Annotated in this window: 27 protein-coding genes and 4 pseudogenes; 29 read left to right on the top strand and 2 right to left on the bottom strand. The window is 42.9% G+C overall.

All coding sequences use genetic code 11. The features are described 5' to 3' along the window. Positions 1–97 precede the first annotated feature (97 nt). The 20 genes and pseudogenes from P8F77_RS05340 (at position 98) to P8F77_RS05435 (ending at position 16,236) form a co-directional block, all read left to right on the top strand. Positions 98–415, top strand: coding sequence for a PadR family transcriptional regulator (locus P8F77_RS05340; RefSeq protein WP_148458896.1), 318 nt, complete (start codon positions 98–100; stop codon positions 413–415). Continuing rightward, complete coding sequence (locus P8F77_RS05345; protein ID WP_287517677.1) at positions 408–1,019, top strand: DUF1700 domain-containing protein; 612 nt, start codon at positions 408–410, stop codon at positions 1,017–1,019. Before P8F77_RS05340 ends, P8F77_RS05345 begins: the two co-directional genes overlap by 8 nt. Next, positions 1,016–1,252: a hypothetical protein gene (locus P8F77_RS05350; protein WP_024728235.1), complete on the top strand. Its 237-nt coding sequence runs from the start codon at positions 1,016–1,018 to the stop codon at positions 1,250–1,252. Before P8F77_RS05345 ends, P8F77_RS05350 begins: the two co-directional genes overlap by 4 nt. Before the next feature lie 86 nt (positions 1,253–1,338). Beyond that, entirely contained in the window at positions 1,339–1,590 is a 252-nt protein-coding gene (locus P8F77_RS05355; protein WP_024728234.1) for a hypothetical protein, read from the top strand. Positions 1,591–1,833: 243 nt separating this feature from the next. Then, a complete protein-coding gene (locus P8F77_RS05360; protein WP_024728233.1) occupies positions 1,834–2,766 on the top strand; it encodes a sugar-binding transcriptional regulator in 933 nt (310 codons plus the stop codon). Next, on the top strand, positions 2,763–3,116 hold the full coding sequence (locus tag P8F77_RS05365; RefSeq protein ID WP_347256404.1) for a PTS sugar transporter subunit IIB: 354 nt from the start codon (positions 2,763–2,765) through the stop codon (positions 3,114–3,116). The genes P8F77_RS05360 and P8F77_RS05365 overlap by 4 nt, the downstream gene beginning before the upstream one ends. Positions 3,117–3,137: 21 nt before the next feature. Beyond that, positions 3,138–4,031, top strand: coding sequence for an aldo/keto reductase (locus P8F77_RS05370; protein ID WP_287517683.1), 894 nt, complete (start codon positions 3,138–3,140; stop codon positions 4,029–4,031). A gap of 29 nt (positions 4,032–4,060) precedes the next feature. Next, entirely contained in the window at positions 4,061–5,308 is a 1,248-nt protein-coding gene (locus P8F77_RS05375) for a PTS transporter subunit IIC (RefSeq protein ID WP_024728230.1), read from the top strand. Positions 5,309–5,343: 35 nt separating this feature from the next. After that, positions 5,344–6,000 (top strand): deoxyribose-phosphate aldolase, encoded by a 657-nt coding sequence (deoC, locus tag P8F77_RS05380; RefSeq protein ID WP_024728229.1) that lies wholly within the window; start codon positions 5,344–5,346, stop codon positions 5,998–6,000. 15 nt (positions 6,001–6,015) lie between these two features. Next, complete coding sequence (locus P8F77_RS05385; protein ID WP_024728228.1) at positions 6,016–6,315, top strand: hypothetical protein; 300 nt, start codon at positions 6,016–6,018, stop codon at positions 6,313–6,315. Positions 6,316–6,329: 14 nt separating this feature from the next. Next, a complete protein-coding gene (locus P8F77_RS05390; RefSeq protein ID WP_287517689.1) occupies positions 6,330–6,806 on the top strand; it encodes a PTS sugar transporter subunit IIA in 477 nt (158 codons plus the stop codon). A 410-nt stretch (positions 6,807–7,216) separates the two neighbouring features. Then, positions 7,217–8,080, top strand: a complete 864-nt coding sequence (locus P8F77_RS05395) for an ARMT1-like domain-containing protein (RefSeq protein WP_287517692.1) — start codon at positions 7,217–7,219, stop codon at positions 8,078–8,080. A gap of 210 nt (positions 8,081–8,290) precedes the next feature. Continuing rightward, a complete protein-coding gene (locus tag P8F77_RS05400; RefSeq protein WP_024728225.1) occupies positions 8,291–8,890 on the top strand; it encodes a recombinase family protein in 600 nt (199 codons plus the stop codon). 143 nt (positions 8,891–9,033) lie between these two features. Continuing rightward, complete coding sequence (locus P8F77_RS05405) at positions 9,034–9,321, top strand: hypothetical protein (RefSeq protein ID WP_024728224.1); 288 nt, start codon at positions 9,034–9,036, stop codon at positions 9,319–9,321. Between the two features lie 86 nt (positions 9,322–9,407). Continuing rightward, positions 9,408–9,824 carry a secondary thiamine-phosphate synthase enzyme YjbQ gene (locus P8F77_RS05410; protein WP_024728223.1) on the top strand — a complete coding sequence of 139 codons (417 nt, stop codon included), beginning with the start codon at positions 9,408–9,410 and terminating at the stop codon, positions 9,822–9,824. A gap of 1 nt (position 9,825) precedes the next feature. Further along, positions 9,826–10,536, top strand: a complete 711-nt coding sequence (locus P8F77_RS05415; protein ID WP_148458890.1) for a tRNA threonylcarbamoyladenosine dehydratase — start codon at positions 9,826–9,828, stop codon at positions 10,534–10,536. Positions 10,537–10,677: 141 nt separating this feature from the next. After that, positions 10,678–11,655 (top strand): LacI family DNA-binding transcriptional regulator, encoded by a 978-nt coding sequence (locus tag P8F77_RS05420; RefSeq protein ID WP_024728221.1) that lies wholly within the window; start codon positions 10,678–10,680, stop codon positions 11,653–11,655. Positions 11,656–11,873: 218 nt separating this feature from the next. Beyond that, positions 11,874–12,900 (top strand): annotated as a pseudogene (locus P8F77_RS05425) (glycosyl hydrolase family 32). Between the two features lie 5 nt (positions 12,901–12,905). Further along, positions 12,906–14,840 carry a glucose PTS transporter subunit IIA gene (locus P8F77_RS05430; RefSeq protein WP_287517698.1) on the top strand — a complete coding sequence of 645 codons (1,935 nt, stop codon included), beginning with the start codon at positions 12,906–12,908 and terminating at the stop codon, positions 14,838–14,840. Positions 14,841–14,844: 4 nt separating this feature from the next. Further along, on the top strand, positions 14,845–16,236 hold the full coding sequence (locus tag P8F77_RS05435) for a glycoside hydrolase family 32 protein (RefSeq protein ID WP_024728219.1): 1,392 nt from the start codon (positions 14,845–14,847) through the stop codon (positions 16,234–16,236). A 58-nt stretch (positions 16,237–16,294) separates the two neighbouring features. Here P8F77_RS05435 and P8F77_RS05440 read toward each other — a convergent pair. Further along, a pseudogene (locus P8F77_RS05440) lies at positions 16,295–17,013 on the bottom strand (putative sulfate exporter family transporter); the annotation flags it as partial. 145 nt (positions 17,014–17,158) lie between these two features. On the opposite strand from P8F77_RS05440, the gene P8F77_RS05445 reads away from it, so the two are divergent. From P8F77_RS05445 to P8F77_RS05470, 6 genes are all read left to right on the top strand, one after another. Next, complete coding sequence (locus tag P8F77_RS05445; RefSeq protein ID WP_024728216.1) at positions 17,159–17,539, top strand: BlaI/MecI/CopY family transcriptional regulator; 381 nt, start codon at positions 17,159–17,161, stop codon at positions 17,537–17,539. Between the two features lie 129 nt (positions 17,540–17,668). After that, the gene (locus P8F77_RS05450; protein WP_287517701.1) at positions 17,669–18,565 is read left to right on the top strand and encodes a LysR family transcriptional regulator; all 897 of its coding nucleotides are present in this window, start codon (positions 17,669–17,671) and stop codon (positions 18,563–18,565) included. A gap of 147 nt (positions 18,566–18,712) precedes the next feature. Next, on the top strand, positions 18,713–19,855 hold the full coding sequence (locus tag P8F77_RS05455; protein ID WP_024728214.1) for an acyl-CoA dehydrogenase family protein: 1,143 nt from the start codon (positions 18,713–18,715) through the stop codon (positions 19,853–19,855). A 26-nt stretch (positions 19,856–19,881) separates the two neighbouring features. Then, the gene (locus tag P8F77_RS05460; RefSeq protein WP_024728213.1) at positions 19,882–20,679 is read left to right on the top strand and encodes an electron transfer flavoprotein subunit beta/FixA family protein; all 798 of its coding nucleotides are present in this window, start codon (positions 19,882–19,884) and stop codon (positions 20,677–20,679) included. 19 nt (positions 20,680–20,698) lie between these two features. Further along, the gene (locus P8F77_RS05465; protein ID WP_270431202.1) at positions 20,699–21,694 is read left to right on the top strand and encodes an electron transfer flavoprotein subunit alpha/FixB family protein; all 996 of its coding nucleotides are present in this window, start codon (positions 20,699–20,701) and stop codon (positions 21,692–21,694) included. Between the two features lie 106 nt (positions 21,695–21,800). After that, positions 21,801–22,130 (top strand): AAA family ATPase, encoded by a 330-nt coding sequence (locus tag P8F77_RS05470; protein ID WP_287517707.1) that lies wholly within the window; start codon positions 21,801–21,803, stop codon positions 22,128–22,130. 152 nt (positions 22,131–22,282) lie between these two features. Here P8F77_RS05470 and P8F77_RS05475 read toward each other — a convergent pair. Next, positions 22,283–22,501, bottom strand: a pseudogene (locus P8F77_RS05475) (tyrosine-type recombinase/integrase); the annotation flags it as partial. A 160-nt stretch (positions 22,502–22,661) separates the two neighbouring features. Between P8F77_RS05475 and P8F77_RS05480 the strand changes: the two are divergent. The 3 genes and pseudogenes from P8F77_RS05480 to P8F77_RS05490 form a co-directional block, all read left to right on the top strand. Then, positions 22,662–22,772 (top strand): annotated as a pseudogene (locus P8F77_RS05480) (conjugal transfer protein); the annotation flags it as partial. 123 nt (positions 22,773–22,895) lie between these two features. Next, positions 22,896–23,513, top strand: coding sequence for a recombinase family protein (locus P8F77_RS05485; RefSeq protein ID WP_287517710.1), 618 nt, complete (start codon positions 22,896–22,898; stop codon positions 23,511–23,513). A gap of 212 nt (positions 23,514–23,725) precedes the next feature. After that, complete coding sequence (locus P8F77_RS05490; protein ID WP_347256405.1) at positions 23,726–26,884, top strand: SHIRT domain-containing protein; 3,159 nt, start codon at positions 23,726–23,728, stop codon at positions 26,882–26,884. Positions 26,885–26,890 lie beyond the last annotated feature (6 nt).

Raw genomic sequence — 26,890 nt, forward strand, 5'->3', positions numbered from 1 at the left:
TCGGTTTATTGTCCGATTAATCTATAATGAAGTTATAATTACCTCTTGACACATTATACTATGTAATATATAGTATAATGCATAAGGAGGCGATAGATTGAATGTACAGTTGAAAAAAGGGTTTTTAGAGTTTTGTATTTTGGCTGCCCTCTGTGAGGATGACTCCTATGGTTACCAGATCATCAAAGATGTATCGGGATGTATTAAGATTTCCGAGTCAACTTTGTACCCCATTCTGAAACGTCTGGAAAACAGTGGACATCTGAATACTTACACGGTGGAACACAACAGCCGTCTCAGAAAGTATTACAGGATAACAGAAAAGGGAAGAGACCATATCAGAGAATTTTTGGATGAGTGGCAGCAGATCATGGGTATTTATGAGTTTGTGAAAGGAGCGGCAGAACATGAGTAAAGAAGAGTTTTTAGGAAGTCTTAACCGGCTTTTAAAAAGTCTTGGGAAGAGTGAGAGAGAAAAATCGCTCTCCTATTACAATGAAATCATTGACGATTATATGGAAGACGGATATACAGAGGAGGAAGCGGTGGAGCAGATCGGCTCTCCGGAGCAGATCGCACAGGAGATTCTGGAGGAACAGCAGACACAGATGAAGACGCCGATGTCCCGCGGGATGAAGGGATTAATCGCAGTCCTGCTGGTCCTTGGCTTTCCGCTCTGGGGATCTTTGGTGCTTGCCGGATTCTGTCTCGTGCTGTCTGCTGTTTTGCTGGTACTGTCTGCCTACATTGTTATCTGGTGTATTCCGATATGTACCGGAGCAGTTTCAGTGGCAGGCCTGATCCTGTCGGTAGTCAGTATGGGCGGCGCAGCAGTGATCATTTTTCAGAACTCTGCGGCAGGGGTCATACAGCTGGGCGTTGGCATGTCATCTGCGGGTATTTTTATTCTGGCAGGCCTGCTGACATGGATTTTAGGAAAATATTTCGTGAAAGTAACTGTCAGATTCAGTAAATGGCTGGCAGGGATAATCACCGGGATGAGGAGGAAAAAACTATGAAGATCAGAAATTTAAAAAAGAAATGTCTTATAATGAGTGCGGTTTTTCTGATTATCGGGTCTGTCCTTACAGGGGCCGGCTGGAGCATGGCAGATTTTAAGGCAGAGAATGTGAAAGAAGAGGGAAAACCAAAGTGGTACCGGACATTTTATGCAGATGAGCAGGGAGCGTGGATCGGCATCCAGGTCAAGAAGGGTGTTTATCTGCTTACATTCGGCGGCACCAGAGAGTGATTCGTAATAGATCCATCACAGTTATGTTACAAATTTCTCCTTGGATTTTGTTATAATAGACAGACAAGTTGACAGGAGGAATGGTTATGAGTATAAGATGCAAGCAGTTGATAGGAATCTTGATGTCTGTTGTTCTGGCAATGGGAAGTCTTTTGGTTCCGGTTTCAGCAAAAGAAAAAACAGACATTACGGAGCTGCTAAAAATAAAAAGCAGAGCAGCGTACAACAAGGGCAGAAAAGCGGCAGGGAAAAACAAGGCAGAGATTCATGTAAAAAAGTATCGTTCTATAGGTGAGATGTGGCCGGAGAACTTTTGGAAACGGCGGACGAACCGCTAAAAAACTGAAAAGGGATGTGAGAACTGTACAGAAAACAGGACTTACATCCTTTTTTGATTTTTTTGGAAAAATTATAAATCCGCTCAACGAGTGAGGGGCCCAGAAGAGGAGGCGGCTTGTTCATTTTGCTGTTGAGAAAATTTTCCTGTCAGTAAATTTTATTGACTTTTTTACATAAGTGTTATATTATAAAGATGAACAAAATAACAGTATATGTTCAAATGAACAAAAAGAGGTGATGACATGGATATGCAGAGAAGAACTATGACTATGATCAGCAAGCTGTATTATGAAGAAAATATGACCCAGCAGCAGATCGCAAAGCAGACCGGATTGTCCAGGATGAAAGTGTCCAGGATTCTCCAGAAGGCAAAGGAAGAAGGCATCGTAAGGATTATCATAGATTACTCCGGCGTTTATCCGGAACTGGAACAGGACATCAAAGGAAAATATAAGTTAAAGGATGTGGTCATCGTAGACACCTCCATCGGAAATTCTTCAAAAGAACAGGTGGCCTCCGCTGCGGCCTATTATCTGGAACGGCATTTGGAAGCCGGCTCTACAGTCGCCGTCGGGTGGGGGTCCACGATGCGTCTGATCCCGGATTATATACAGAAGATGGATGATCCGGAGCTGTTATTTTCACCAATCATCGGCGGACACGGACAGAGCGAACTGGATATGCACGCCACGACCATAGCTTCCAATCTGGCAAAAAGAACAGGAGGAAGATCGCTGTCCCTGATTGCTCCAGCACTTGTGAAAAATAAAGAAGAGAAAGCATTTTTGACAGATGACAACCAGGTAAAACGTGTAATCGAGCGCACAGCCCAGGCAGAATATGCGGTTTTCAGCCTTGGCAATCCGCTGGCAAAGGACAGCAGCATCAAAAAGTCGGGCTACATTTCTGAGGCAGACTTAAGACAGCTGGAAAAGGAGGATGCCATCTGTGACGTTGTCTCCGTTGTTTTTCTGGATAAGAACAGCCATATATGCTGTGAAAATATTACTGAGAGATGCATAGGGATCACCGAGGAACAGTTAAAAAGGATTCCCAACAAAATCTGTGTGGTAGAGAGTGAAGAAAAATATGACTCCGTGAGATCCGCACTGGAGGCAGGATATATTGATATATTGATCACGGATCAGGATACCGCGGAGTATCTGTCCAAATGATTTTAAGGACCGGAAAACCGGTCTTTAAAAATAAATTAAGAAAGGAGGTGGATGACATGAAGGAATACCATATTTTGATCGCCTGCGGGAGCGGTATTGCTACCAGCACGGTGATTGCCAACCGGGTAAAGAATCTCTGCGAGGACAATGGATTTAAAGTAAAAGTACAGCAGGTGAAAATTGTGGAGGTAGAAAAGATGGCTTCGGAATTTGACCTCATTGTTGCAAGCACGAGAGTTCCTGAAACAGTAACGACACCGTCAGTATTTGCCATTAACTATCTGACAGGGATCAAACCGGAAGCTGTTGACGAACAAATTCTTAAGGTCCTGAGGGACCTGGGAGAATGACGATGTATATGGAGGTAAAGCATGGAATATGTAACAATGGCGGAAGGCCTTGAGTTTTCCAGGGTGGTGCTTGGTTTTTGGAGACTTTTAGACTGGAATCTTTCAACTGATGAACTGATCCGCTATCTGGAAGAATGTCTGGATTTGGGGATTACGACGATGGATCATGCGGACATTTACGGGGACTACACGGTCGAAGAGAAATTCGGGGAAGCCATGAAAAAAAGGCCGGATCTCAGAGACAAAATGCAGATCATTTCAAAGTGCGGCATTGTCTACAAGTCAGAAACTGCACGTGTCAAGTATTATAACTACGGTACAGACTATATCATCGGACAGGTGGAGAAATCTTTGAAATATATGGGACTCGATCACCTGGACACATTGCTCCTGCACCGTCCGAGTCCGTTTATGGACCCGGAAGAGATCAGCAGGGCGTTTGAAATCCTTTTAAAGGAAGGAAAAGTAAGGACCTTTGGAGTATCTAATTTTCTGCCGGACGAATTCCGTCTGCTGAAATCTTATCTCACCGTGCCTTTGATCACCAATCAGATCGAACTTTCTCCTCTCAGGATGGGAAATATGGAAAACGGAGTCATGAATCTTTGTCTGGAGGAGAGAATTCACCCGATGCTCTGGTCTCCGCTTGCCGGAGGCAGGATCTTTACCGGGCAGGGAGAAGAGGAAATAAGGCTCAGAGAGGTTTTAGAAGTCATCCGGGAGGAGATCGGTGCGGGGGAGATTGATGAAGTGGCCTTCGCATGGCTGTTCTCACATCCGGCAAAGCCGATTCCGATCACAGGTTCAGGAGAAATCGGATTGGCAGAGAGGCCGGTCAAAGCGCTGAAATACCGGCTGACGCCGGAACAGTGGTTTATGGTCTGGACGGCAGTCAAGGGCCACAAAGTACCATAGATGAATGAGGGTACAATGGGAGGAATTGTATGGAAATATTAAATTTTATATTGGGATTGGGTTCCACAGTTATGCTGCCGATCATTATTTTCGTGTTCGGGCTCATCATGAGGGCAGGATTTTCAAAATCATTTAAATCCGGTGTGACCATAGGAATCGGATTTACAGGGATCAATCTGGTCATTACACTGTTGACGGATCAGCTGGGCCCGGTGGCACAGGCCATGACGGAACGTCTGGGACTGGATCTTCAGGTCATCGACATCGGATGGCCGGCAATGTCATCTATTTCCTGGGCGTGGGCAGCGGCAGGTCTGATGATACCGATCGGACTCGTGATTAATTTCGTGATGCTGACGCTGAAACTTACGAAGACCATGAACGTTGACATTTGGAACTACTGGCAGTTCGCTTTCGTGGGATATGCGGTGACAACCGTGAGCGGAAGCCTGCCGATGGGAATTATTGCAGCCAGTGCACTGTCCATCCTCGCGCTGATTCTTGCAGATTACACCCAGCCTTTTGTGGAAAAGTTCTTCGGCATGCCGGGCATTTCATTTCCGCATTTGACGGCACTTGGATTTCTGCCGCTGGTCGTGCCTTTAAACTGGCTGATCGATAAGATTCCGGGACTCAATAAGCTGAATGCCAATCCGGAGACCATCAGAAAACGGTTCGGCATCTTTGGAGAACCAATGTCCATGGGCTTGATCATCGGTCTTGCACTTGGGATTTTGGGAGGACAGAAGATTGACGCAGTTTTAAAACTTGCCATCACCATGGCAGCGGTCATGTATCTCATGCCAAAGATGGTAGCGATTCTGATGGAAGGGCTGATCCCGATCTCAGAGGCTGCCAGGGAGTTTATGGCAAAGCATTTCGGGGACAGAGAAATCTTTATCGGACTGGATGCCGCAGTTTCTCTGGGAGAGCCTTCTGTAATTGCTGTAGGGCTTCTGCTGGTGCCGATCACGATACTGCTGGCTATCGTACTGCCGGGCAATAAACTCCTGCCGTTTGCGGATCTGGCGGTTATCCCGTTCATCGTATGTCTGATCACTGCCATGTCAAAGGGAAATGTCATCCGGGCGCTGATCGTGGGAACAGTCGTTATGGCATGCGTATTATTGATGGCAACAAATCTGGCACCGATCGAGACGCAGATGGCATTGACTGCAGGAATCAAAATGCCGGCGGGAGCTTCCCAGATCGGAAATCTTGACCGCGCGAACCTGATCTCGTGGCTGTTCGTTAAGATATTCTCGCTGTTTGGCTAAATAACACATTCATTGATTAAAGGAGAAAGAAGATTATGAAAATGACAAAACAAGAATTTTTAAGCAAAGTGGACCACTCATTGTTAAAACCTCAGCTGACCAGAGAAGAGATCATGGAAGGACTTCAGTTTGCAAAGGAGAATCACTGTGCATCTGTCTGCATTAATCCGTGTAATCTGGATATGGCAAGAGAAGTACTGGAGGGTACCGATGTAAAGATCGGAACGGTGATCGGATTTCCCTCAGGGGCACATACAACATTTTCAAAAGTAGCGGAGGCAGTGGATGCATATGCCAGAGGGGCAGTGGAGCTTGATATGGTCATTGACATCGGGGCACTGAGGAATGGTGAATACGAGGATGTAAAAAAGGACATCGAGGCAGTGGTCAATGCGACACCGGGCATAGTAAAAGTCATTCTTGAGACCGCATTTCTTACCAAAGAAGAGATCAAAAAAGGCTGTGAACTGACAGAGGAGGCAGGGGCCGCCTACGTAAAGACATCCACAGGATTTGCACCTTCCGGGGCTACGGTTGAAGATATCAAACTCATGAAAGATACTGTGTCTGAGAAGGTTCATGTAAAAGCCGCCGGAGGGATCAACAATCTTGCAGAATGTGTGGCAATGATTGAGGCGGGGTCTGACCGGATCGGCATCAGCAAAACAAAAGCGATCCTGGAAGAATTCTAATAGGAGCGTGATATTATGAGAGAGACATCTTTACTGCTGGCCGGGGGCATGAAGAAAGAAAAAGCCCAAAAGGCGGCAGATTTTCTGAAAGAAGGATTAATAGAAAGGGACATAAAGGCCGAGGTGACATTTGTAAATACATATGAGGTGACGGACATAAAAAGTCTGGAAGAGGGCCATGATATGGTGATCTCCACGGCGACAGGCAGTCTGAATACATCGCTTCCGGTACTTCAGGGACTGTGTCTTTTATATCCATGGATGGGGACAGGGAAACTGTATGAGGAAGTGGAAAAGAATCTTGACGGCAGATAAAGGGAGGAGACAGGATGGAGCAGATTTTCAGAGAAGATTTCATCTGGCTGGACGAAGCATTTGAGGACAGAAATCAGTTTTTTGAACAGATCGGAGAAAGGCTTTATGAGCAGGGCAAAGTCAGAGAAAGTTTTGCCGATGGGCTGAAAAGCAGGGAAGCAGTTTATCCTACAGGTCTCAAGACCGAAGCATTTGAGATTGCAATTCCGCATACGGATGTGGAACATGTAAAAGAGGCATCCATATCTTTTGTAAGATTTAAAGAGACGGTTTTGTTTTCGCACATGGGAGATCCTGAAATCCAGGTGAACGCAAAATTTGCTTTTGTTCTGGGCGTCAAAGAGCCGAGTCAGCAGGTAGAGGTGCTGAGTACTCTGGTTTTGCTGATCTCCAATGAAGAAGAAATGGCAAAGCTTGAAGTTCTGGATTCACCGGCGCAGATCTGTGCACTGCTGAATGAATTTTTTAAAGAGCATATGCAGAAAGGGTAAAATGATGGATATACAGCACAGAAAGAAAAAAGAAACACTCATAGACAGTCTTCATTTGGGGCGAAGCGTCGGCAGAGCATTTCTTTCTTATGGATATATTATATCATAACCGTACACTATTTTCCAGGGACTTGCGGCGCAGGTCCCTGATATGTTTCATCTATGGGAGATGGGGACAATCAATCCCTGTCTCGATTTTTCCACGAAAAAAGCAGGAACCGGGCTGGTCATTTCTTCCGAGATTCATCACAAAGCAGCGAATGCCTGAGAAATGGCCGGTACAGTGCAAAAGGATATGTGCCGTCAGAGGATGAACTGATAAGGAAATGCTTTGCAGGCAGAGGATTGAATGATATTATAAAGGTATGATTTTTATGAGTCAGTGATTCAGGGATAAGGAAAGGGAAATTATGAGGACAGGGAAATATTGCAAGGAATGTCTGCTTCGGAGCGAAGAGCGGAAAGTGGAACAGGAGCAGAACTGGGAGAAGAAACAGCTGTTTCTTGACCAGGTGCAGGCAGCTTTAAGAGATGAGGATCTGGAACTGTCTCCGCCGGAATATCTGGCTGAGTTTACAGAACTGTATGAGCGGCACTTTGGGGCGCAGACAGCCTTTGATCCGCTCAAACGGCATTTTAATGAACTGATGCTTAAAAAAGAGCCGGAGATCAGAAAAAGGATCGAGGCGTCTGAAGATCCGGTAGCTACAGCGATTCAGGCGGCACAGGCGGGGAATTACATAGACTATATCGCTCTGGGCGAAATTGACGGGGACCAGCTGGAACAGCTCTTGTTTCAAAATGGAGAAAAAGGGCTGAAGCCTGAGGTTTACGATTCTTTTAAGGCAGATCTCAGTTCTGCAAAAAACCTTGTCTATATTACAGATAACTGCGGTGAGATTGTGGTGGATAAGGTTTTGATCCAGGAACTGAAAAAATTTTATCCTCAGGTTGATGTCACAGTGATCGTTCGTGGAGCGGGTGTGGCAAATGATGCGTCCATGGAGGATGCAGTACAGGTGGGTCTCTCCGACGAGGCCAGGGTGATCGGAAACGGTACGAGGATCGCAGGGACCAGCTTAAACAGGATCAGCAGGGAAGCAAAAGAAATCATTGGCAGAGCCGACGTGATCATAGCGAAAGGACAGGGAAATTATGAAACCTTATCCGGATGCGGGCTGAATGTATATTATCTTTTCTTATGCAAATGCGACTATTTTGTCAAACGGTTTGAGGGGGAATATCTTCAGCATATGTTTATAAAGGAAATGTAAAAAAAATTTCAAAAGCTCCATAATAAATAGTATCCCGCCGAGGCAGGGTACTATTTTTATAACAGAGGAAAGTTCTGGGACCCTTCCTCTGCCATAAAAATTCTCCGGTGGGATCGCACTGCGGCGCATAGGGAAATTGCTGCCTTATGGCAGCCAACGCAGGCGCAAAGTTTCGTTTACGAAACTCTATTTCATATGGAGGTGAGTTTTATGGCATCAAATATTTATGGTTATGCCCGTGTGTCAACTAAGGACCAAAATGAGAGCAGACAGCTTCTTGCACTGGAAGCGTTTGGAGTGGAGAGAAAGAATATTTATTTGGACAAATTGAGCGGAAAAAACTTTGACAGGCCCAGCTACAGGAAACTGACAAAAATACTGAGGGAAGGAGACGTACTGGTGATCCAGAGCATAGACAGGCTGGGGCGGAACTACGGCGAAATTCTGGAGCAGTGGAGGGTCGTCACGAAAGAGACCAAAGCCGATATCGTCGTTCTAGATATGCCGCTTTTGGATACAAGAAAGAAACAGGATGATCTCACAGGCACATTTATAGCCGATCTGGTACTTCAGATTTTAAGCTATGTGGCCCAGACAGAACGGGAAAATATAAAGAAACGCCAACAGGAAGGAATCAGGGCGGCCAAACTGAGAGGTGTTCATTTTGGGAGGCCGAGGAAACCGATACCGGAGAAATTTTATGAGTTAAAAGAACAGTGGAAACGCGGTGAAATTTCATCACGGAAAGCCGCTGCACAGCTTCAGATTGCCCAGGATACATTTCTTAGGTGGGCGAGAGGACAGAAGTAAAAGAAATAGTAGACATTATCATTCAATCCATTTTGTACATAAAACTGCAAAAAATATTCATATATTTAAGAGATAAATTCATTTCTTACAGTATACATTAAGCGAACGAAAAAGTCTGCTTTATCGTTCTTTGGAGGTAAGATATGATACAGAAGAAAAAAGATTTCAGGAACAGGCTTTTAGAATATCTGGCAGAGGAGGCGGGCTGTCAGGACTTGTCCGATCTGCCCACCGGTTTTTGGTTCCCGGTGGCATGTTTTATTGCCGGTTCCGTTAAGGCTGAACGTTACAGCGTGAGGGAATGGAATGAGGCTGTCAGATATCTGACAGGGGAGAATATCCGGTTTGCTTCTCCCATACAGGCACAGCAATTTCTGGAAGTAAATAAGGACAATTTTTATACGGATAACAAGGCCGGAAAAAGGATGTAATGTCTGTTGCAGATAGATGTTGTATGGGTTAAGATATTGTAGAAAGAAAACAAAAAGTATCACTCATATAATATCCAGGAGGTTTTATGAAATCATACAGAGAAGTACTGCATTTTCATCTGCCGTCCAGGCGGGGGATTGTGAATATTACGGATAAGGTCCAGGCTGCTGTGGATAAAAGCGGCATAAAAGAAGGCATGGTGTTAGTAAATGCCATGAATATCACAGCCAGTGTATTTATTAATGACGATGAGTCCGGGCTTCACCATGACTATGAGAAATGGCTGGAAAAACTGGCCCCTGAAAAACCATACAGCCAGTATCAGCATAATGGATTTGAGGACAATGCGGATGCCCATCTGAAACGGACGGTCATGGGCAGGGAATCTGTTGTGGCAATTACTGAAGGTGATCTGGATTTTGGCACATGGGAACAGATTTTTTATTTTGAGTTCGACGGCAAACGGGACAAGCGTGTACTGATCAAGATTATTGGAGAATGATATGGAGAACCAGTGGATCAGAACAGAGCTGCTTTTGGGAGAAGAGGCAGTAGAACAATTAAAAAAGTCCCATGTGGCTGTATTCGGAGTCGGGGGAGTGGGAGGCTATGTGGTGGAGGCATTGGCAAGGACGGGTGTCGGCACTTTTGACCTGATCGACAGAGATACGGTTTCCGTTTCCAATATCAACCGTCAGATCATCGCCACACACAGTACTGTCGGTAAAGTCAAAGTGGAAGTGATGAAAGACAGGATCCTGGAGATCAATCCGGAAGCAAAGGTGAACATTCATAAGTGCTTCTTTCTGCCGGAAAATGCAGGGGAGTTTGATTTCAGCCGTTATTCTTATGTTGTGGATGCAGTAGATACGGTAACTGCAAAGATTGAGCTTGTGATGCAGGCCCGGAAAGCCGGAGTCCCGATCATAAGCAGTATGGGGGCGGGCAATAAGCTGGACCCGACAAAATTTGAGGTGACGGATATCTATAAGACATCCGTCTGCCCTCTGGCAAAGGTTATGCGAAAGGAATTGAAAAAACGGGGTGTAAAAAATCTGAAGGTAGTATACTCTACAGAAAAAGCCCTGCAGCCTGGAGTTGATCTGTCCGGGGAAGAAGGCAGAAGAGCGGTGCCGGGAAGCGTGGCGTTTGTGCCTTCTGTGGCAGGACTGATCGCAGCAGGGGAAGTCATCAAGGATCTGATCACTAAATAAAGCAGCAGGATGATTGATGTATACTGTGGATTATTTAGTGAAGTAACAGAAAGGATCCCTGCACATTTGTTTTCTTGACGGATCTTAAGGAAATGATCTAAAATATCTTTGAATGAGTCCAAGAGATAAAGGAGAAATAAAATGAAGCCGGGAATAAAAGATGTGGCAAAAGTTGCGGGAGTTTCACCAACCACCGTTTCCAGAGTGCTGAATGACCGGGGGTATATCAGCGAAGAGACGAGAAAGAAAGTTTACCGGGCTATGAAAACGATTGACTATACTCCAAATGAAATAGCCAGGGCACTGTTGAATAACCGAACGTACCTGGTGGGTGTCATCGTTCCATCAATCTCCAGTCCTTTCCACGGCCAGGTTGTACAATATGTTGAGCAGTTTCTTGCAAAGGACAATTACAAAACATTGCTGTGCAACAGCAAAAACAGGTCGGATACGGAAAAAGAATATGTCAGTATGCTGAGGCGGAACCAGGTGGACGGCATCATTGTGGGAACCCATAATGAAAATTTAAAGGAGTATGAGGAGGCTAAACTTCCAATTGTGGCCATTGACCGTTACATTGCAAAAGATGTGGCAACAGTTTCCTGCGACAATTACATTGCAGGGAAGATCGCTACTGAACGGCTCATTGCGAAAGGCTGCCGTCATATTTTGTGTATCCGTGGAAACAGCCGGCTTAAGATGCCTGGAAACGACAGAAGCCGCGCATATATGGAAACGATGAAAAGATATCACTATGAACCGCTGATCATGGAAGTGGAATTTATAAAAACAATTGAGGAAAAGAAGAAGCTGGTCAGCGAAATGTTGGAGAAACATCCGGAGATCGACGGAGTCTTTGCTGGTGATGATACACTGGCAGTGCTTGTATTAAACCTGGCCAGGGAAAAGGGAATCCAGATACCCAAGGATATGAAAGTGATCGGGGTGGACGGCGCAGAGCAGACACTCAGTATGGTGCCGGAGCTAACAACGGTCCAGCAGCCTATTGAAGCCATTGCAAGGGTGACGGTCCAGACGCTGATCGATCAGATTGAAGGGAAAGAAGTGGAGAGTCATACGGATCTTCCTGTTCGGCTGATTGAGGGTACTACGGCGTAAACAGATATGGTAAAAAACGAAAGAAAGTTCTCAGGGACTTTCTTTTTTTTTGTTGGATATCACCAAATCTGCAATGGAAATTTTATTTAAAGTGACAGCGTGGTAACGATTGACATATGAAAACGATTGACATATAATAAGTCATAAAAAGGGGAAAAGGAGGAGCAGCCATGCACAAGCTTTACTACCAGCCAGAGGGTGTATGGGTGGGTGATATCATGCCATACGCTGAAGATGGAGAATTTTTTGTCTACCACCAGAGAGATACCCGGGATCCGGTGCCATTTGGTCAGCCGTTTGGATGGGCATTGGCAAAGACTGAGGACTTTGTGAAGTATAAAGATTTGGGAGAAAGTCTGAAAAGAGGATCTGATACAGACCCGGACCAGTTTATCTATGCGGGAAGCGTGTTTCGTTCAGGCCGGAAGTTTCATGCGTTTTATACGGGTTACGTGGGAAAAATCAAAAGGGATCTTAAAACTTCCGCCCCAGGAGGGATATGACAGGAGAAACTGGAGAGATCCGTTTGTACTATGGGATGAAAATAAAGGTGAGTATCTGCTGATCCTTGGTGCCAGAAAGGGTGAGGATAAAAGAAAACAGACGGGACGCCTGGTAAAGTTTACATCCAGAGATCTGGAGGAGTGGTCATTTGAAGGAGATAATGATAAGAACTCTTACCTCTGGGGAGGGACCTTTGTACCTCATGAGCTTTACCAGAGAGAAGATGGGACACTGGGAGCAAAACCAGTGGATTCTCTGTGGAATGCGTTTAAGGAATGGGAAAATTTCTCTGGGTTTTGTGTGAAAACGATTGACACGAAAACAGAAAAGATCATAATCGAAGACACAGGAGATCTGATGGCTTTTGAGACAACCATTAGATTTGCGGAAGGCACCAGAGCTTTTTCGCTGAAATTCTATGAAGATCCGGAAAGCGGAACTGCTTATGAATATAGATTTCTCATAGAAGAAAACAGAGTGGTGTTTGATAAGTCTCCAAACTATCCATGGTATCAGTGTTTTAATATTGGCCTGGAGCGTCCGATTCTTTTGGAGGCAGAGAAGGAATATAAGATCCGGCTTATCGTGGATGATACGATCGGCACTTTGTATATTAATGGAACGGCACTCAACGCCAGATTTTATGACAAACCGGGTACTGCATTGGGAATGACGGTGACAGACGGTACATTCTACTGTAAGGATACAAAGATTTCAAAGAAAGTAAAGAAAGAGAGGTAACAGATATGGATTATCAGAAGACGGCCCGGGATGTGGCAGAACTGATCGGCAGTGCGCAGAATATAGATGGTGCTACTCACTGTGTGACAAGATTGAGACTGATTTTAAAAGATAGCACAGCATATGACAGGAAGGCTCTGGAGAAGATTGAAGGGGTGAAAGGTGTCATGTTCAACAGCGGTCAGCTGCAGATCATTTTTGGAGCGGGAACAGTGAATAAGGTATATGATGAATTTATCAGACTGACAGGGGCTAAAGAAGTGACTGTGGCGGATGCCAAGAAACAGGCCGTGAGCAAGATGGGAAAACTTCAGCAGGGCTTCAAAGTCTTTTCAGACATTTTTATCCCCATCATTCCGGCCTTTGTGGCGGCAGCGATCATTATTGGAATAAAATCACTGCTTTTGGCAGACGGTCTATTCGGTATAACAGGAAGTCTGGCTGACAAAAGTGTGTTGCTGGCAAACATGGCCGATTTCTTTGGAATTATAGCCACCACCTTTGATTATCTGCCGATTCTTGTTATGTACAGTGCAGTAAAACGGTTCGGCGGCAATCCGGTCCTTGGTATCCTGGTTGGAATTGTTATGGTTCATCCGGAGCTGTTAAACCGGAATGTCTTTGCATTGACGCCGGAGAAGGCCGATTATTGGAATTTCCTCGGACTTTCTGTGCCGAGAGTGGCTTTCCAGGGAGGTGTGTTCCCGGCAATCCTGACCGCATGGTTTATGTCCAAGGTTGAAAAGATCGCACAGAAATATGTACCGGAAGTAGTTTCTTTTGTATTAGTACCGACAATCACTATTCTATTGGCAAATATTGCACTTTTTACCGTATTCGGGCCGGTGGGCAACGTGATTGGAAGTGTGCTGGCAGGAATCATTGATGTCCTTTATAACCGTTTAGGCGCTCTGGGAGCTTTTGTGTTCGCAGCTATGCTCCAGCCGCTGGTTGTCACAGGAACTCACCAGGCAATCCAGGGAATTGAGGCTAATCTTGTAGCCACCACCGGATATAACTATATCCAGGCAATCTGGTCTGTCTCTATCATTGCTCAGGGCGGCGGAGCTATTGGAATGTATTTGCTGGCAAAGAAAAAATCAAAAGACCGTGATATCGCAATGTCCAGTTTTGTACCGACTTTGGTAGGAATTTCAGAACCTGCAATCTTCGCGGTCAATATGAAGTATTCCATCATTCCATTCATCTGTTCCTGTCTGGGAGCGGGAATGGGAGGTGCTTTTATGAAGCTGATGTCCGTGAGAGCAATCGAACAGGGACTGACCGGAGTATTGGGAATGCTGATCGTAGTGCCGGATAAACTTCTCATGTATGTAATAGGCAACCTGATCGCATTTGTTGTGCCGATTGGATTAATCCTGCTTTATGACAAGAGTAAAGGGGTGCCCAGAGAAGAACAGGAAGAGGAGAATGAGGAAACGGAGGAAGAAGTGCCTGCTTTCGCACAGAACTCTGCAGAGGCGGAAGTTCATGCAGTTTTTGCAGTGACAGACGGGACCGTGATTCCGGTGGAAGAAGTCAACGACGGGGTGTTTTCTGAAAAAATCCTGGGTGACGGAATCGGAATACGTCCTGAGGGAGAAACGGTAAAAGCTCCGGCCGATGGTGAGATTTGTACTGTTATGGAAGGAACAAATCATGCGGTAGGAATAAGACTTGCTAATGGCTTTGTATTTCTGATCCACGTGGGAATTGAAACAGTATCCATGAACGGCGATGGGTTCACCTGTTACGTGAAGGTAGGGGATCAGGTCAAAAAAGGACAGAGACTGCTGACATTTGATAAGAAAAAGATTGAGAAAAACGGGCTTGATCCAACAGTCATCGTAGTAGCAACAGAAGAGGGAACACCGATGCCGATAAAATTTAAGACCGGACAGAAAGTAAGTGCTGGTACGGATGTTATTGGAGAATGGTAGAGCTATGGAATTTTTGAATATAGAAAAGTATACATATCTGGAAGAAAAACACCGCGGTTATTTGGACCAGCTGAAAGACTTCTGTAAAAAAAGCCCGCGTCTTCCACGATATCATATTCATCCGCCGTGCGGGTTGCTGAATGATCCCAATGGCCTCTGTTACTTTGAAGGGAAATATCATGTTTTTTATCAATGGTTTCCGTTTGCCCCGAAACATGGGATGAAACACTGGGCCCATGTGATTTCTGAAGATCTTGTACACTGGGAATGGTCTGAGGAGATGCTTGTGCCGGATCACGAGTTTGAAAAAAACGGGTGTTATTCGGGAAATTCTATTGAGGCTGGAGGAAAACAGTATCTGTTTTATACAGCCAACTATAAGACCAAACAGGGAAAGGTGCCGAAACAGGCATTGGCCGTAATGGAAAAAGACGGAAAAATTCATAAATATTCGGGTAATCCCGTCATAGACGGAGCACCGGAAGGAATGTCAGGAGAGATCCGTGACCCGTTTGTATTTGAGAAAGACGATAGTTATTATATGATGCTTGGAGGTTCAGATCTTGACGGAACCGGACAGATTTTAATTTATAAAAGTGCGGATCTCTTAAGCTGGGACTATAGGGGAAATCTGGATCTTGGTAGGCAGGATCTTGGCACAATGTTTGAATGCCCTGCGTACATGGAAATTGATGGAAAAGATGTACTTCTTTTATCTCTGATCGGCCGCGCAGCCCAGGAAGAACGTTTTCAGAATGAATTCAGCACAGTATGTTTTACTGGCAGAATTGATCTTGAAAAGCTTACATTTGAAACGGAAACTATGGAAGAACTGGATAAGGGATTTGATTTTTATGCTCCTCAGATGTTTTGCGGCAAAGGCGGAAGGCCGCTGATGTTTGGCTGGTTCGGGTGCGGAGTACAGGAACTGCCGTATTTCAGGGAAGATATGTGGCAGCATGCTTTGACTCTGCCAAGAGAAATTTGTATTAAAGACGGCAGACTGTATCAGATGCCTGCACAGGAAATAATTTCACAGTTTTCTGCATTGGACATAAAGAGAGGTCAAATTATTATCCCGGAAGAAAATGCATGGAGACTTCATCTCATATCTGATACAGAATGCAAAACAGAAATTCATATTGGGGAATCGTATGATCATTTGAAGATTGTTATGGACCCAATCAAAGGACAATTCATTGCTGACCGGAGCTGTCTGAAACAAAAGATCAGTGAGGAATATGGGACACGAAGGGTCTGTCCTCTGGATACACATAAATCTGTTGAAGTTGATCTGTATTATGATAATACATTTTTAGAGATTTATATTGATGGAGGAAAGGACGTTATGTCACTGCGGCTGTTTCCTGAGTCATATAAAGTTGAAATGATATAAAGATTTAAAGATAAAAGAAGTCTCTCGCTTTTAGGCTGAGACTTCTTTTTTTCACGATTTATAGAATTCCGATAATACTCTGTATCCCAAGGCTTACCACAGAGATGGCAACCCAGCAGCAAAATCCCATAAAGATTGGCTTACCGCCAGTTTTTACAAGTTTGACGATATGAGTATTCAGCCCAATAGCGGACATTGCCATAACGATAAAAAATTTGCTTAAAGTTTTTAAAGGATCTGTCACAGCTACAGGCAGGGAAAACACAGTTGTGATGACAGAGGCAAGGATGAAAAACAATACAAATATTGGAAAGACATGCTTTAGGCTGAAATTGGAGCCGCTTTCTTCCAAAGTCTTCTCTTTTTTCTCTGCACGGAAAATCGCAAGCGCCAGGGTGATCGGAATAATTGCTAAAGTTCTTGTAAGTTTCACAATAGTAACAACATTCAGAGTATTGCTGCCATGAATTCCATCCCATGCTGCAGCGGTGGCAGTGACGGAGGATGTGTCGTTGACGGCTGTGCCTGCGAACAGGCCAAAGCCTCCATTGGACAGGTGAAGTATATTTCCGAGTGCTGGAAATATAAGGGCAGCAATCACGTTGAACAGAAAGATGACGGAGATAGATTGTGCGATCTCTTCGTCATCGGCTTCGATCACAGGTGCAGTGGCTGCTGTCCTTTTTCCAGGATATCGGTAAGATTCATGCCGAATCCAAGGAGGATGACCGCATACTGCAAAATTTTCTTCGAGGTAAAGGCAATCCCGGGCTTCATAGATCATATAATAAGATAATTTAATGATTTTTGATTCAAAATAAAAAATATATATACATTTATCATAATTGCTATTGAATAAAGCATTCATATATGTTAATCTAACTGTATGCTTAGTCAAAAAATATAAAGGAGATGCATTTAAGTGAGTGGAGCAAAACTAACAGAAGCAGAATCAGTAGTAATGAGATGTATTTGGAATTATGAGAAAGAAGAGATCCCGTTTTTGACATTAATAGAAGAGCTGAAGGATAAGTATGGTAAGGATTACAAGAGGACAACCGTACGTACATTTCTTTTTGATCTGGAAGCAAAGGGATATGCGGTGGTTGAGAGACGGGGAAAATTTTCCTATGTGAAGCCGGTTGTCAAAAAAGATGACTACAAGAAAGTCAAGGCAGAAGAGGTATTGGATATCTGGTTTGACGGATCAGCAAAAAACTTTATCAGTGCTCTCAGCGAGAGAATATCCGGGGACGAGCACCAAAAACTGAAGAAGCTGCTGGACGAATTGGATGCGGATTGATCTGACAGAGTATTGGAAACGGGAAAAGTTCAGCCGGGAGAGGAGAGACATTCTGATTTGCAGGGATGTCTTTTTCGTTATATAAACTTGTCCATTCTGTCCCAGACATAAAAGACAAAGGAGAACGATATGCTGGATTTTAGGATTTTTACATTTCTTGAAGTATGTAAACAGATGAATTTTACAAAGGCAGCTAAAAAACTGAATATCACACAGCCTGCGGTGTCACAGCATATAAGATGGCTTGAAAAGGAATACGGCATAAAGCTGTTTGAGATGGAAGGGAAAAAGCTGAGTCTTACCGAAAAAGGAGATCTGTTCCGGAATGCGGCTATGACATTTCAGCACGATGAGATGTACTTAAAACATAAAATCCAGGAAATGAAAAAGGGAAAACGCAGGTTTTATTTCGGAGCGACCTTGACGATCGGAGATTTTATTCTTCCCCATGCAGCGGCTGAATTTATTAAAATGCATCCCGACACAGAAATTTCAATAAGGATTGCAAATACAGAGGATCTCTTAAACCAGCTGGATCAGGGTGAGATTGATTTTGCCATGGTTGAGGGATGTTTTGAAAAGAAGGAATATGATTACCGCATATATTCCAGGGAATCCTATATTGCTGTCTGCGGCAGAGACTATTGTTTTCAAAAGGAACCGGAGGTGCTGGAGAACCTGCTCTCTGAACCTTTGATAACGAGGGAGGCGGGATCAGGTACGAGAGAGATTATGGAAAAAAGTCTGGAGGGAAGGAACTTAAAGATCGGAGATTTTAAGAAAAATCATGAGGCCAGCAGTCTGCATATGATAAAAAAACTGGTGGCTGAAGGGTGCGGGATTACCTTCCTGTATGAGGCAGCCGCAAGAGAAGAATTAAGAGACGGTATACTGAGAAAACTGGAATTGAAAGATTTTCCGGTAGTTCATGATTTTACATTCGTGTGGAGGTATCATAGCATTTTTTCACAAGATTACCTTGATATATTCAACAGTTTGCACAAAGATGATGAATATACAATATAAATAGACAATAAATTAACGAAAGCTGTTGACACAACTTTCACAAAGTGATACTATTAGCTCACAAATATTTAGCTTACAAAGTATTGGCAGGCTAATAGTAGGGATGCTAATAAGTTTTATGTAAAAGCAAACAGGAGGAAAAAGAAAATGGTTGAATTTAAATTGACAAAAGAACAGCTGCTTGCACAGCAGATGTTCAAAGATTTCGCAGAGACAGAAATCAAACCAATTGCCAGGGATATGGATGAAACAGAAGAATTCAGCATGGATCTGCTTGAAAAAATGAAAAAATTCGGTATTATGGGAATTCCATATTCCAAAGAATACGGCGGAGAGGGTGCCGATGTCTTAACATATACACTTTGTATGGAAGAGATGTCTAAAGTAGATGCCTCTACAGGAATCACGATTTCCGTACATACATCGCTATGCTGTTCCTGTATCAATGACTTTGCTTCCGAAGAGCAGAAACAGAAATTCCTTCGTCCTCTGGTTGACGGATCTAAAGTAGGATGCTTCGGCCTTACAGAGCCTGGAGCGGGTACGGATGCCAGCGGTGTGAAGACAAGTGCTGTGCTGGACGGTGACCATTATGTATTAAACGGACAGAAAGTATTTACTACAAACTCAGGTTTTGCCGATACTTTTATCATTTTTGCAATGACAGATAAGAGTGCGGGAACAAGAGGAATGTCTGCATTTATTGTTGACAGAAACACACCGGGATTAGAGGTCAGCAAAAATATTCCTCGTATGGGTATCCGTGCTGCATCTAACTGTGAAGTTGCGCTGGTTGATGTGAGGGTTCCGAAAGAGAATGTGATCGCAGGTGAAGGAAAAGGATATAAGATCGCGATGTCGGCACTGGCAGGCGGACGTATCGGAATCGGAGCTCAGTCTGTTGGTATTGCACAGGGTGCGTTAGATGAGGCGATCAAATATGTAAAAGAAAGAAAACAGTTTGGGAAACCGATTTCTAAATTTCAGAATACACAGTTCCTGATCGCAGAACTCCAGGTGAAAATTGACGCTGCCCGCCTTATGGTATGGAGAGCGGCAAAGGCCAAAGACGATCATGAAAATTATGCTCCGCTGGCAGCATCCTGCAAATTGTTTGCATCTGATGTGGCAGTGGAAGTGACAAGAGCGGCTGTACAGCTCCTTGGGGGATATGGATACTCCAGAGAATATCCGGTAGAAAGAATGTACCGTGACGCCAAGATCACAGAGATCTACGAAGGTACATCTGAGGCTATGAAGATGATCGTAGGCGGCGGATTGTTAAGATAAGCTTAAAGCGGAAGGAGAATAAAGAGATGAAAATCGTTGTTTGTGCAAAACAAGTACCAGATACAACTGAAGTAAAATTAGATCCAAAGACAAATACCCTGATCAGAGACGGTGTACCTAGTATCATCAATCCGGATGATAAAGCGGGGATCGAAGCTGCCCTGCAGTTAAAAGAAAAATGCCCGGGAAGCACTGTGACCGTTGTTTCCATGGGACCGCCTCAGGCAGATGTGGCATTAAGAGAAGCACTTGCTATGGGATGTGATGATGCAGTTCTTGTTTCTGACAGAGCTTTCGGAGGAGCAGATACATGGGCAACCTCTTCTACGATCGCAGCGGCTATCAAAAAATTAGATTTTGATGTGATTATCACAGGACGTCAGGCAATCGACGGAGATACCGCACAGGTAGGTCCTCAGATCGCAGAACATCTTGGTATTCCTCAGGTCAGCTATGTGGAAGATTTAAATGTGGAAGGGGAGGACACTCTGATCGTTCAGAGACAGTTTGAAGACCGTCATCAGATCATTGAAGTAAAGACTCCTTGTCTGATCACAGCTTTGGCTGAACTGGCTGATCCCAGATATATGACGGTACACGGTGCATTTGATGCCTACAGAGAAAAAGAAGTAAAAGTCTGGGGGCTTGCAGACTTAGAAGATACCATAGACCAGGCAAACATTGGATTAAAGGGATCTCCTACAAGAGTAAAGAAATCTTTTACAAAACAGGCCAAAGGTGCGGGAACCATTTTAAAAGATTTATCAGCAGACGAAGCAGTGGCATCTATTGTTGGTAAACTTCAGGAAAAGCACATCATTTAAGCAAGGAGGAGAATTAAAAATGAGCAGAGACGTATACGTATTCGCTGAACAGAGAGACGGCGAACTTCAGAAAGTCGGAATCGAATTAGTTGGCAAAGCAAGAGAACTGGCAGACGACCTTGGACAGCAGGTTGCTGCAGTTCTGCTTGGGTCAGGCGTGAAAGATAAAGCGCAGGAACTGATTGCCTGCGGAGCAGATAAAGTCGTTGTTGTAGATGATGTTATGCTGAAAGAGTATGTCACAGAGCCGTATACGAAGGCACTGACAGCCGTGATCAATGCAAAAGATCCCGAGATCGTGCTTTATGGGGCATCTTCCATCGGACGAGACCTTGCGCCGAGAGTATCCGCAAGAATTCACACAGGACTGACAGCAGACTGTACTGCACTCGAGATTGATGAGGAGACAAAGCTTCTTATGATGACCCGTCCGGCATTTGGCGGAAATATCATGGCAACGATCGTGTGTGAAGACTTCCGTCCTCAGATGGCAACGGTCCGTCCGGGTGTTATGAAAGCGTTGGAAAGCGATGCATCCAGAAGTGGTGAGGTTGAAGAATTCAAGGTGGAATTCTCTGCTGCAGACATGAATGTAAAAGTACGCGAGACTGTAAAGACAGCTCATAAATCTGTAGACATCACAGAGGCGAAGATTCTTGTTTCCGGAGGACGCGGAATCGGAAGCGCAGATAAGTTCAAGATGTTAGAAGAACTTGCCGATGTTATGGAAGGCGAAGTATCCTCTTCCAGAGCCTGTGTGGATTCTGGATGGATCAGTGCTGACCGCCAGGTAGGGCAGACAGGAAAGACTGTTCGTCCGGAATTATATCTGGCCTGCGGTATATCAGGAGCCATCCAGCACGCAGCAGGCATGGAAAACTCTGAATTTATCGTAGCTATCAACCGAGATGAAGATGCTCCGATCTTTGACATTGCGGATCTTGGAATCGTAGGAGATTTAAATACTATCGTGCCGAAGCTTACGGAAGCGGTTAAGGCTGTGAAAGCTAAATAAGATATATAGGGATCAATATATTTTTGCCAGTGGGTATTTGCCTGCTGGCTTTCTCACTGTAATTTAAAGCCACTTACCATATACTAAAGGAAAGGAGGTAAGCCGGATGAAGAAAAAAGCCGTCATTCCAGTTGGGTATGAAGACCTGAAAGAAATCATAGAACAAAATATGTATTACGTAGATAAATCCCTGATGAAAAAAGAATTGCCAGACACACCAGCGAAAGTAGGCCTGTTTACAAGGCTGCGACGATTCGGGAAAACATTGGATCTTAGTATGTTTCGGAGGTCCTTTGAGTTAGAATTAGAGCAGGAGGGAGCTATGGTGGATTATTGGAATTTATTTGGCGGTTTGAAAATCTTTTCCCGCAGAGAAACTTATTTGTCTCATGACCAGCAGTATCCGGTTATCAATTTATCTTTAAAGGCGGCATAACAGCCGAGTTTTGAAATGGCTTATACGTTCATGTGTTTTATATTTAATTAAATATAGATTTTTGATTATCCTTTCATATCATCTTATTTGTCCGCAAGTCCTTATTTTATCGGCTTCTTCACGGTCAAACGTGGTAAATATCGTGGTACAGCTTAGGCTATCATGTTTTTTAATTCTGCCTTGACGCTCTCCACTGACGCATGAGCATACAAGTTTAACGTGATACTAATATTTGAATGTCCCATGATGTACTGTAAACTCTTAGGGTTCATGTTCTTATTCGCTAGTCTTGTACAGAAAGTATGACGCAGGATATGGGACGTTATCTTTGGCAGGCTGTCCTCATGGCATTTGTTATACTTCTTCGTCAGATTGGAAAAGCTTGCTGTAAAGTAGCTGGTGGTTTACATGAATAACTCCGTTTTTCAAGTCTATGTCCTGTTTCTGGGTTTCTTTACAGGACTTTTTCTTTACTGCCTTGAGATAATTAAGAGAAATAAAGAGATAGAATGGCAGAATATTTACAGCCATGTGGAAGTCAAAGAAGCTGTGAAATATATGGGTAATCAGACAAAGGCAACGCAGGTATCACAGTTTGAGCTTGTGCTACATAAGGATAGTAACTGGAAGATTGTAGGATAGATTTATAACAGCGTGCAAACCTGTAAAGAAATGCACGCTGTTATAAATCTATCCATTCATCTTTTGTCCTATTGCCTTGATTATAATTTCCTTTGTGGATAACAAACAAAGGAGGAATTTAACATGGCAAAATACGCATACATTCGAGTATCCAGCAAAGACCAGAATATCGCAAGACAGGTGGAAGCAATGCGGAAGGTTGGTTTGACGCAAAAACAGATGTACATTGATAAGCAGTCAGGAAAGAATTTTGAACGGAAAAACTATCAAAGGTTATTGAAAAAGATAAAAGCAGACGATGAACTATTTATTAAATCAATCGACCGTTTGGGGCGCAATTATGAGGAAATTATGGAGCAGTGGCGTTATCTTACAAAAACAAAAAATGCGGACATTACAGTCTTAGATTTTCCGTTGCTGAACACAAATAATCAGATAAACGGTATTACTGGAAAATTTATTGCAGATTTGGTATTGCAGATACTTTCCTATGTAGCACAGATAGAAAGAGAAAATACCCGACAACGACAAGCCGAGGGAATAAGGATAGCCAGAGAAAATGGTGTCCGATTCGGTAGACCACGCACTGAAATACCAGATGAATTTGAAAAGGTTTATTTCATGTGGAAAGCAAAGAAAATCAGCAAGCGAGAGGGAGCGAGACTTCTTCACACCAACCATAACACCTTTTCCAGTTGGATAAAACGTTATACAGAAAAAATGGAAGAAAACACCTTTTAAAGCACAAGAAAAAGTAGACTTTTTTTCTCACTTATTTTTAGTGGCTTTTATGAAGAAAAAGCACTTTTTATCGTAAAATATACCCCTTTTACCACTACATATTCACTCGATTTCATTCTATCATTGTTGGTAAAAAAAGTCTTCTTTTTTTACCAATGCTCTCATTCTCTCAAAAATGGGTTCGAAAAACGAAGAAAGAAAGGAGCAAAAAAATGAACCTTGGAAAGAAAATAACTTCTTTGTTTCTGGCAGTACTGTTAGTTCTAGGAGTAGTGGCACAAACAGTCTTTGCCGAGGAAACAATAACATCTCCGCTTCAATATGAAATCAAGCAAGAAGTCAGCGAAGATAATCTGACTGCTACAATTTCTTTGACGTTCGGAGAAATGAAAACGGTACAGGTAGAAAAAGTGATTTTGCCTGACGGTACAGAGCAGACAGATGAATTATCTGCTATCAGTTACAATGTTACAGAAAATGGTTCGTATGAATTTCTTGTAACTTACATAACGGATGGTAAAACACAAGAAGAAAAGATACCCGTTGAAGTAACTTCTTTTGTGGAAAGTGTTGATGAGAAAGTGTCCGCAGAGACAAAAGAAACTGAAAAAGAAGAAAATCAACTCTCAGAATTAAGCATAGAGGGAGAAACTTACACGGTTTCAACACCAGACGAATGGACGCAAGCGTTGTCTGAGATTGAAGCCAGTTCCTCTAACGAAGCTACAATTATATTATCTGCAGATGATATAACGAAAAACAATAAATTTGCAGGTGTTAAAGGGAAACATATCACAGTAAAAAGCGCAGGAGAGAATGTGTATGGTCTTTATATAGAGTATAAACTTGAAGGAGATATTACCCTTGACAATGTTTCTTTGAAAGGAACCAAAACTAATACTTTTTATGCAAATGGACATTTATTTGAAACAACTGAAAATTTTAGCAAAGATTCAGAATGTGTAATTGATAAACTATATGCTGGTGGAAAGAAAGAAAATAATGTAGGCAATACAAATATCATTTTACGAGGTAATATTCGTATTAACCATCTATACGGAGGTGGATTTGATAGTGATGTTACAGGCGATACATCAATTCTTATTGATGGAACGAATGTAAAAGTACAAATTCTTTACGGTGGAGGACATGCAAAAAACACAGAATCTGGCAAAGTTTATGGAAATACAAATATTCAATTTAGGCAAGGCACTAATGGGCGTATGTTTGGTGGTGGTTGCAATGAATATAGTGATGTGAATTCCCGGATTCCTGCAACTGTAACAGGAACTGTTAATATTAGTGTTGGATATGAAGACGCTCCAGCTCACACGGCTGAATTTGGAACGGCCACTTATGCTTATGGTGGTTCTTGGCATTCAACTGTAGGGAATGTAAAATTTCAAATATTAGATGGTGCATGGAGTGATAGAGGGCATACTGGGCGAAGTTATTATGGGTGCGGATTTCGTGATACAATTCGAGGAACAGTAGAAATTCATGTTGATGGCGCTGACTTAGACCGTGATAGAATTTTCGGTGGTGGAGATATAAATCCAACTGGTTCTCTAGACAGTGAATATGGTCGCGTTGAGATTTTAAATGAAAACAATGAACAATATGCACTAAAAATCACATATTCAGCAGAAGTTCCATCGGAAGGTATCAATGCAGGAAGTAATTATTCTGTTCCTACGTTTATCAATGGCGATACGCTAATAGATATTCAGAACGGAAATATGAACTTCGTGGTATTAGATAATGAGGAAGCAGGAAACTGTACGATTAACGGAACAGGCATAATAAAAATTAAAAATAGTGACATTGCTCAAGTACAGGGTAACAAAAATCACTATACAGTAGAAACGGATACTGGTAAAAGTATTTGCGAATATGATGGCAGTGGCAGTGAAACGAATCCACAAAAAACAGGATATTTGTATTATTTTCAGCAAGTTAATCTGAAGAATAATGCGAACGTCATTGTTACGTCAAAGAATTTTTCTGATTTATTATCAGTAACACAAAAGCCTTTTTATAATGTAAAAGACATTACAGTTAATGAAAAATGTAAGCTTACTACAGATGGAAATCAAGCATATTCATATGGGAATTTATTGATTGAAGGTACATTTGAACAGCTTTATGTAAAAGCAGAGAATTATCTTGATTTATGGGTAAAAGGAACGACCCAAATTGGAGAAAATGGAATTCTAATTTCTCATGGTACAACTTCTTTGAAGGGAAATGTGACATCAAAGGGTATTATGGCTCTAATGAATCCATCAAATTTTGCTTCAGATTATGTAGGAGTAAATAGTGAATTACGTTTGCCGGTTGTAATTGATAATTATGATGGTACAGATACTGGGGGTAATATTGCTTTAAATATTGATGGTACAATAAGTGGCGAAACAACAGTAATTACTGTGGATATTGATAATTGGAAAAATAAATCAAAACCTAAACTTGGCGATAATTATATTACTGGATTAAAAATAGGTGAAAATAAGCCAATAGAAGCTAGTTTTTTACTTGGAAATGAAGAAGCTATTTTGGATGGATATTATTTAAAAAGAGTTGTTGATCCAGCTGATGAAAATGGCTATTATATGTGGCAAGTAGCAAAGAAAGATAGTTATCGTGTAATCTATGCCTTTAAGAGTGAAACAAAAAATAAAGCTCTGATTGATGATATTACTGACCTGCTCCCTAGTGACGCAACAAAATATGCTGAGGGTTCAACGGTTACTGCAATCCAGCCAGATGAAACAGAAATCAAGGTATCAGACGGTGTATGGACGTTTAAAGGATATGACGCCGATAGCAAAGTTGCTAATGCTGAAAATGCAGATAACAGCAGAAATATCAAATTCACTGGTATATGGGGATTTAAGTCAAATTCAACACCAATTACACCAATCAATGCAATTCCTACAATCAAGGCAGAGGATAAGACCTTAACCGTAGGCGACAAATTCGACCCACTAAAAGACGTTACTGCTTCCGATAAAGAAGACGGAGACATTACAAAAGATGTTGAAGTATTAAGCAGTGATGTAGATACATCAAAAGCAGGAATATATACGGTAACTTACAAGGTTACAGACAGCAAAGGTGCTTCCACAACAAAAACGATTACCGTTACTGTCAAGGCAAAAGACGCACAGAAGCCAACGACAGACGACAACAAGAAACCGTCTGCAACGGATACGGATAAGAAACCAGCAAGCAAAGATAAGCAGACAACGGCTAACAACCCTAAGACCGGCGACAGCACGAATATGACAACATGGCTTGCACTAATGTTCGTATCTCTTAGTTTGCTGGCTGGCGTATTCACAGTAAGAAAATCACGTAGGAGCAGATAAAGACTG

Origin of the sequence: Anaerostipes sp. PC18 (assembly GCF_039789045.1) — a bacterium.
Taxonomy (GTDB): domain Bacteria; phylum Bacillota; class Clostridia; order Lachnospirales; family Lachnospiraceae; genus Anaerostipes; species Anaerostipes hominis.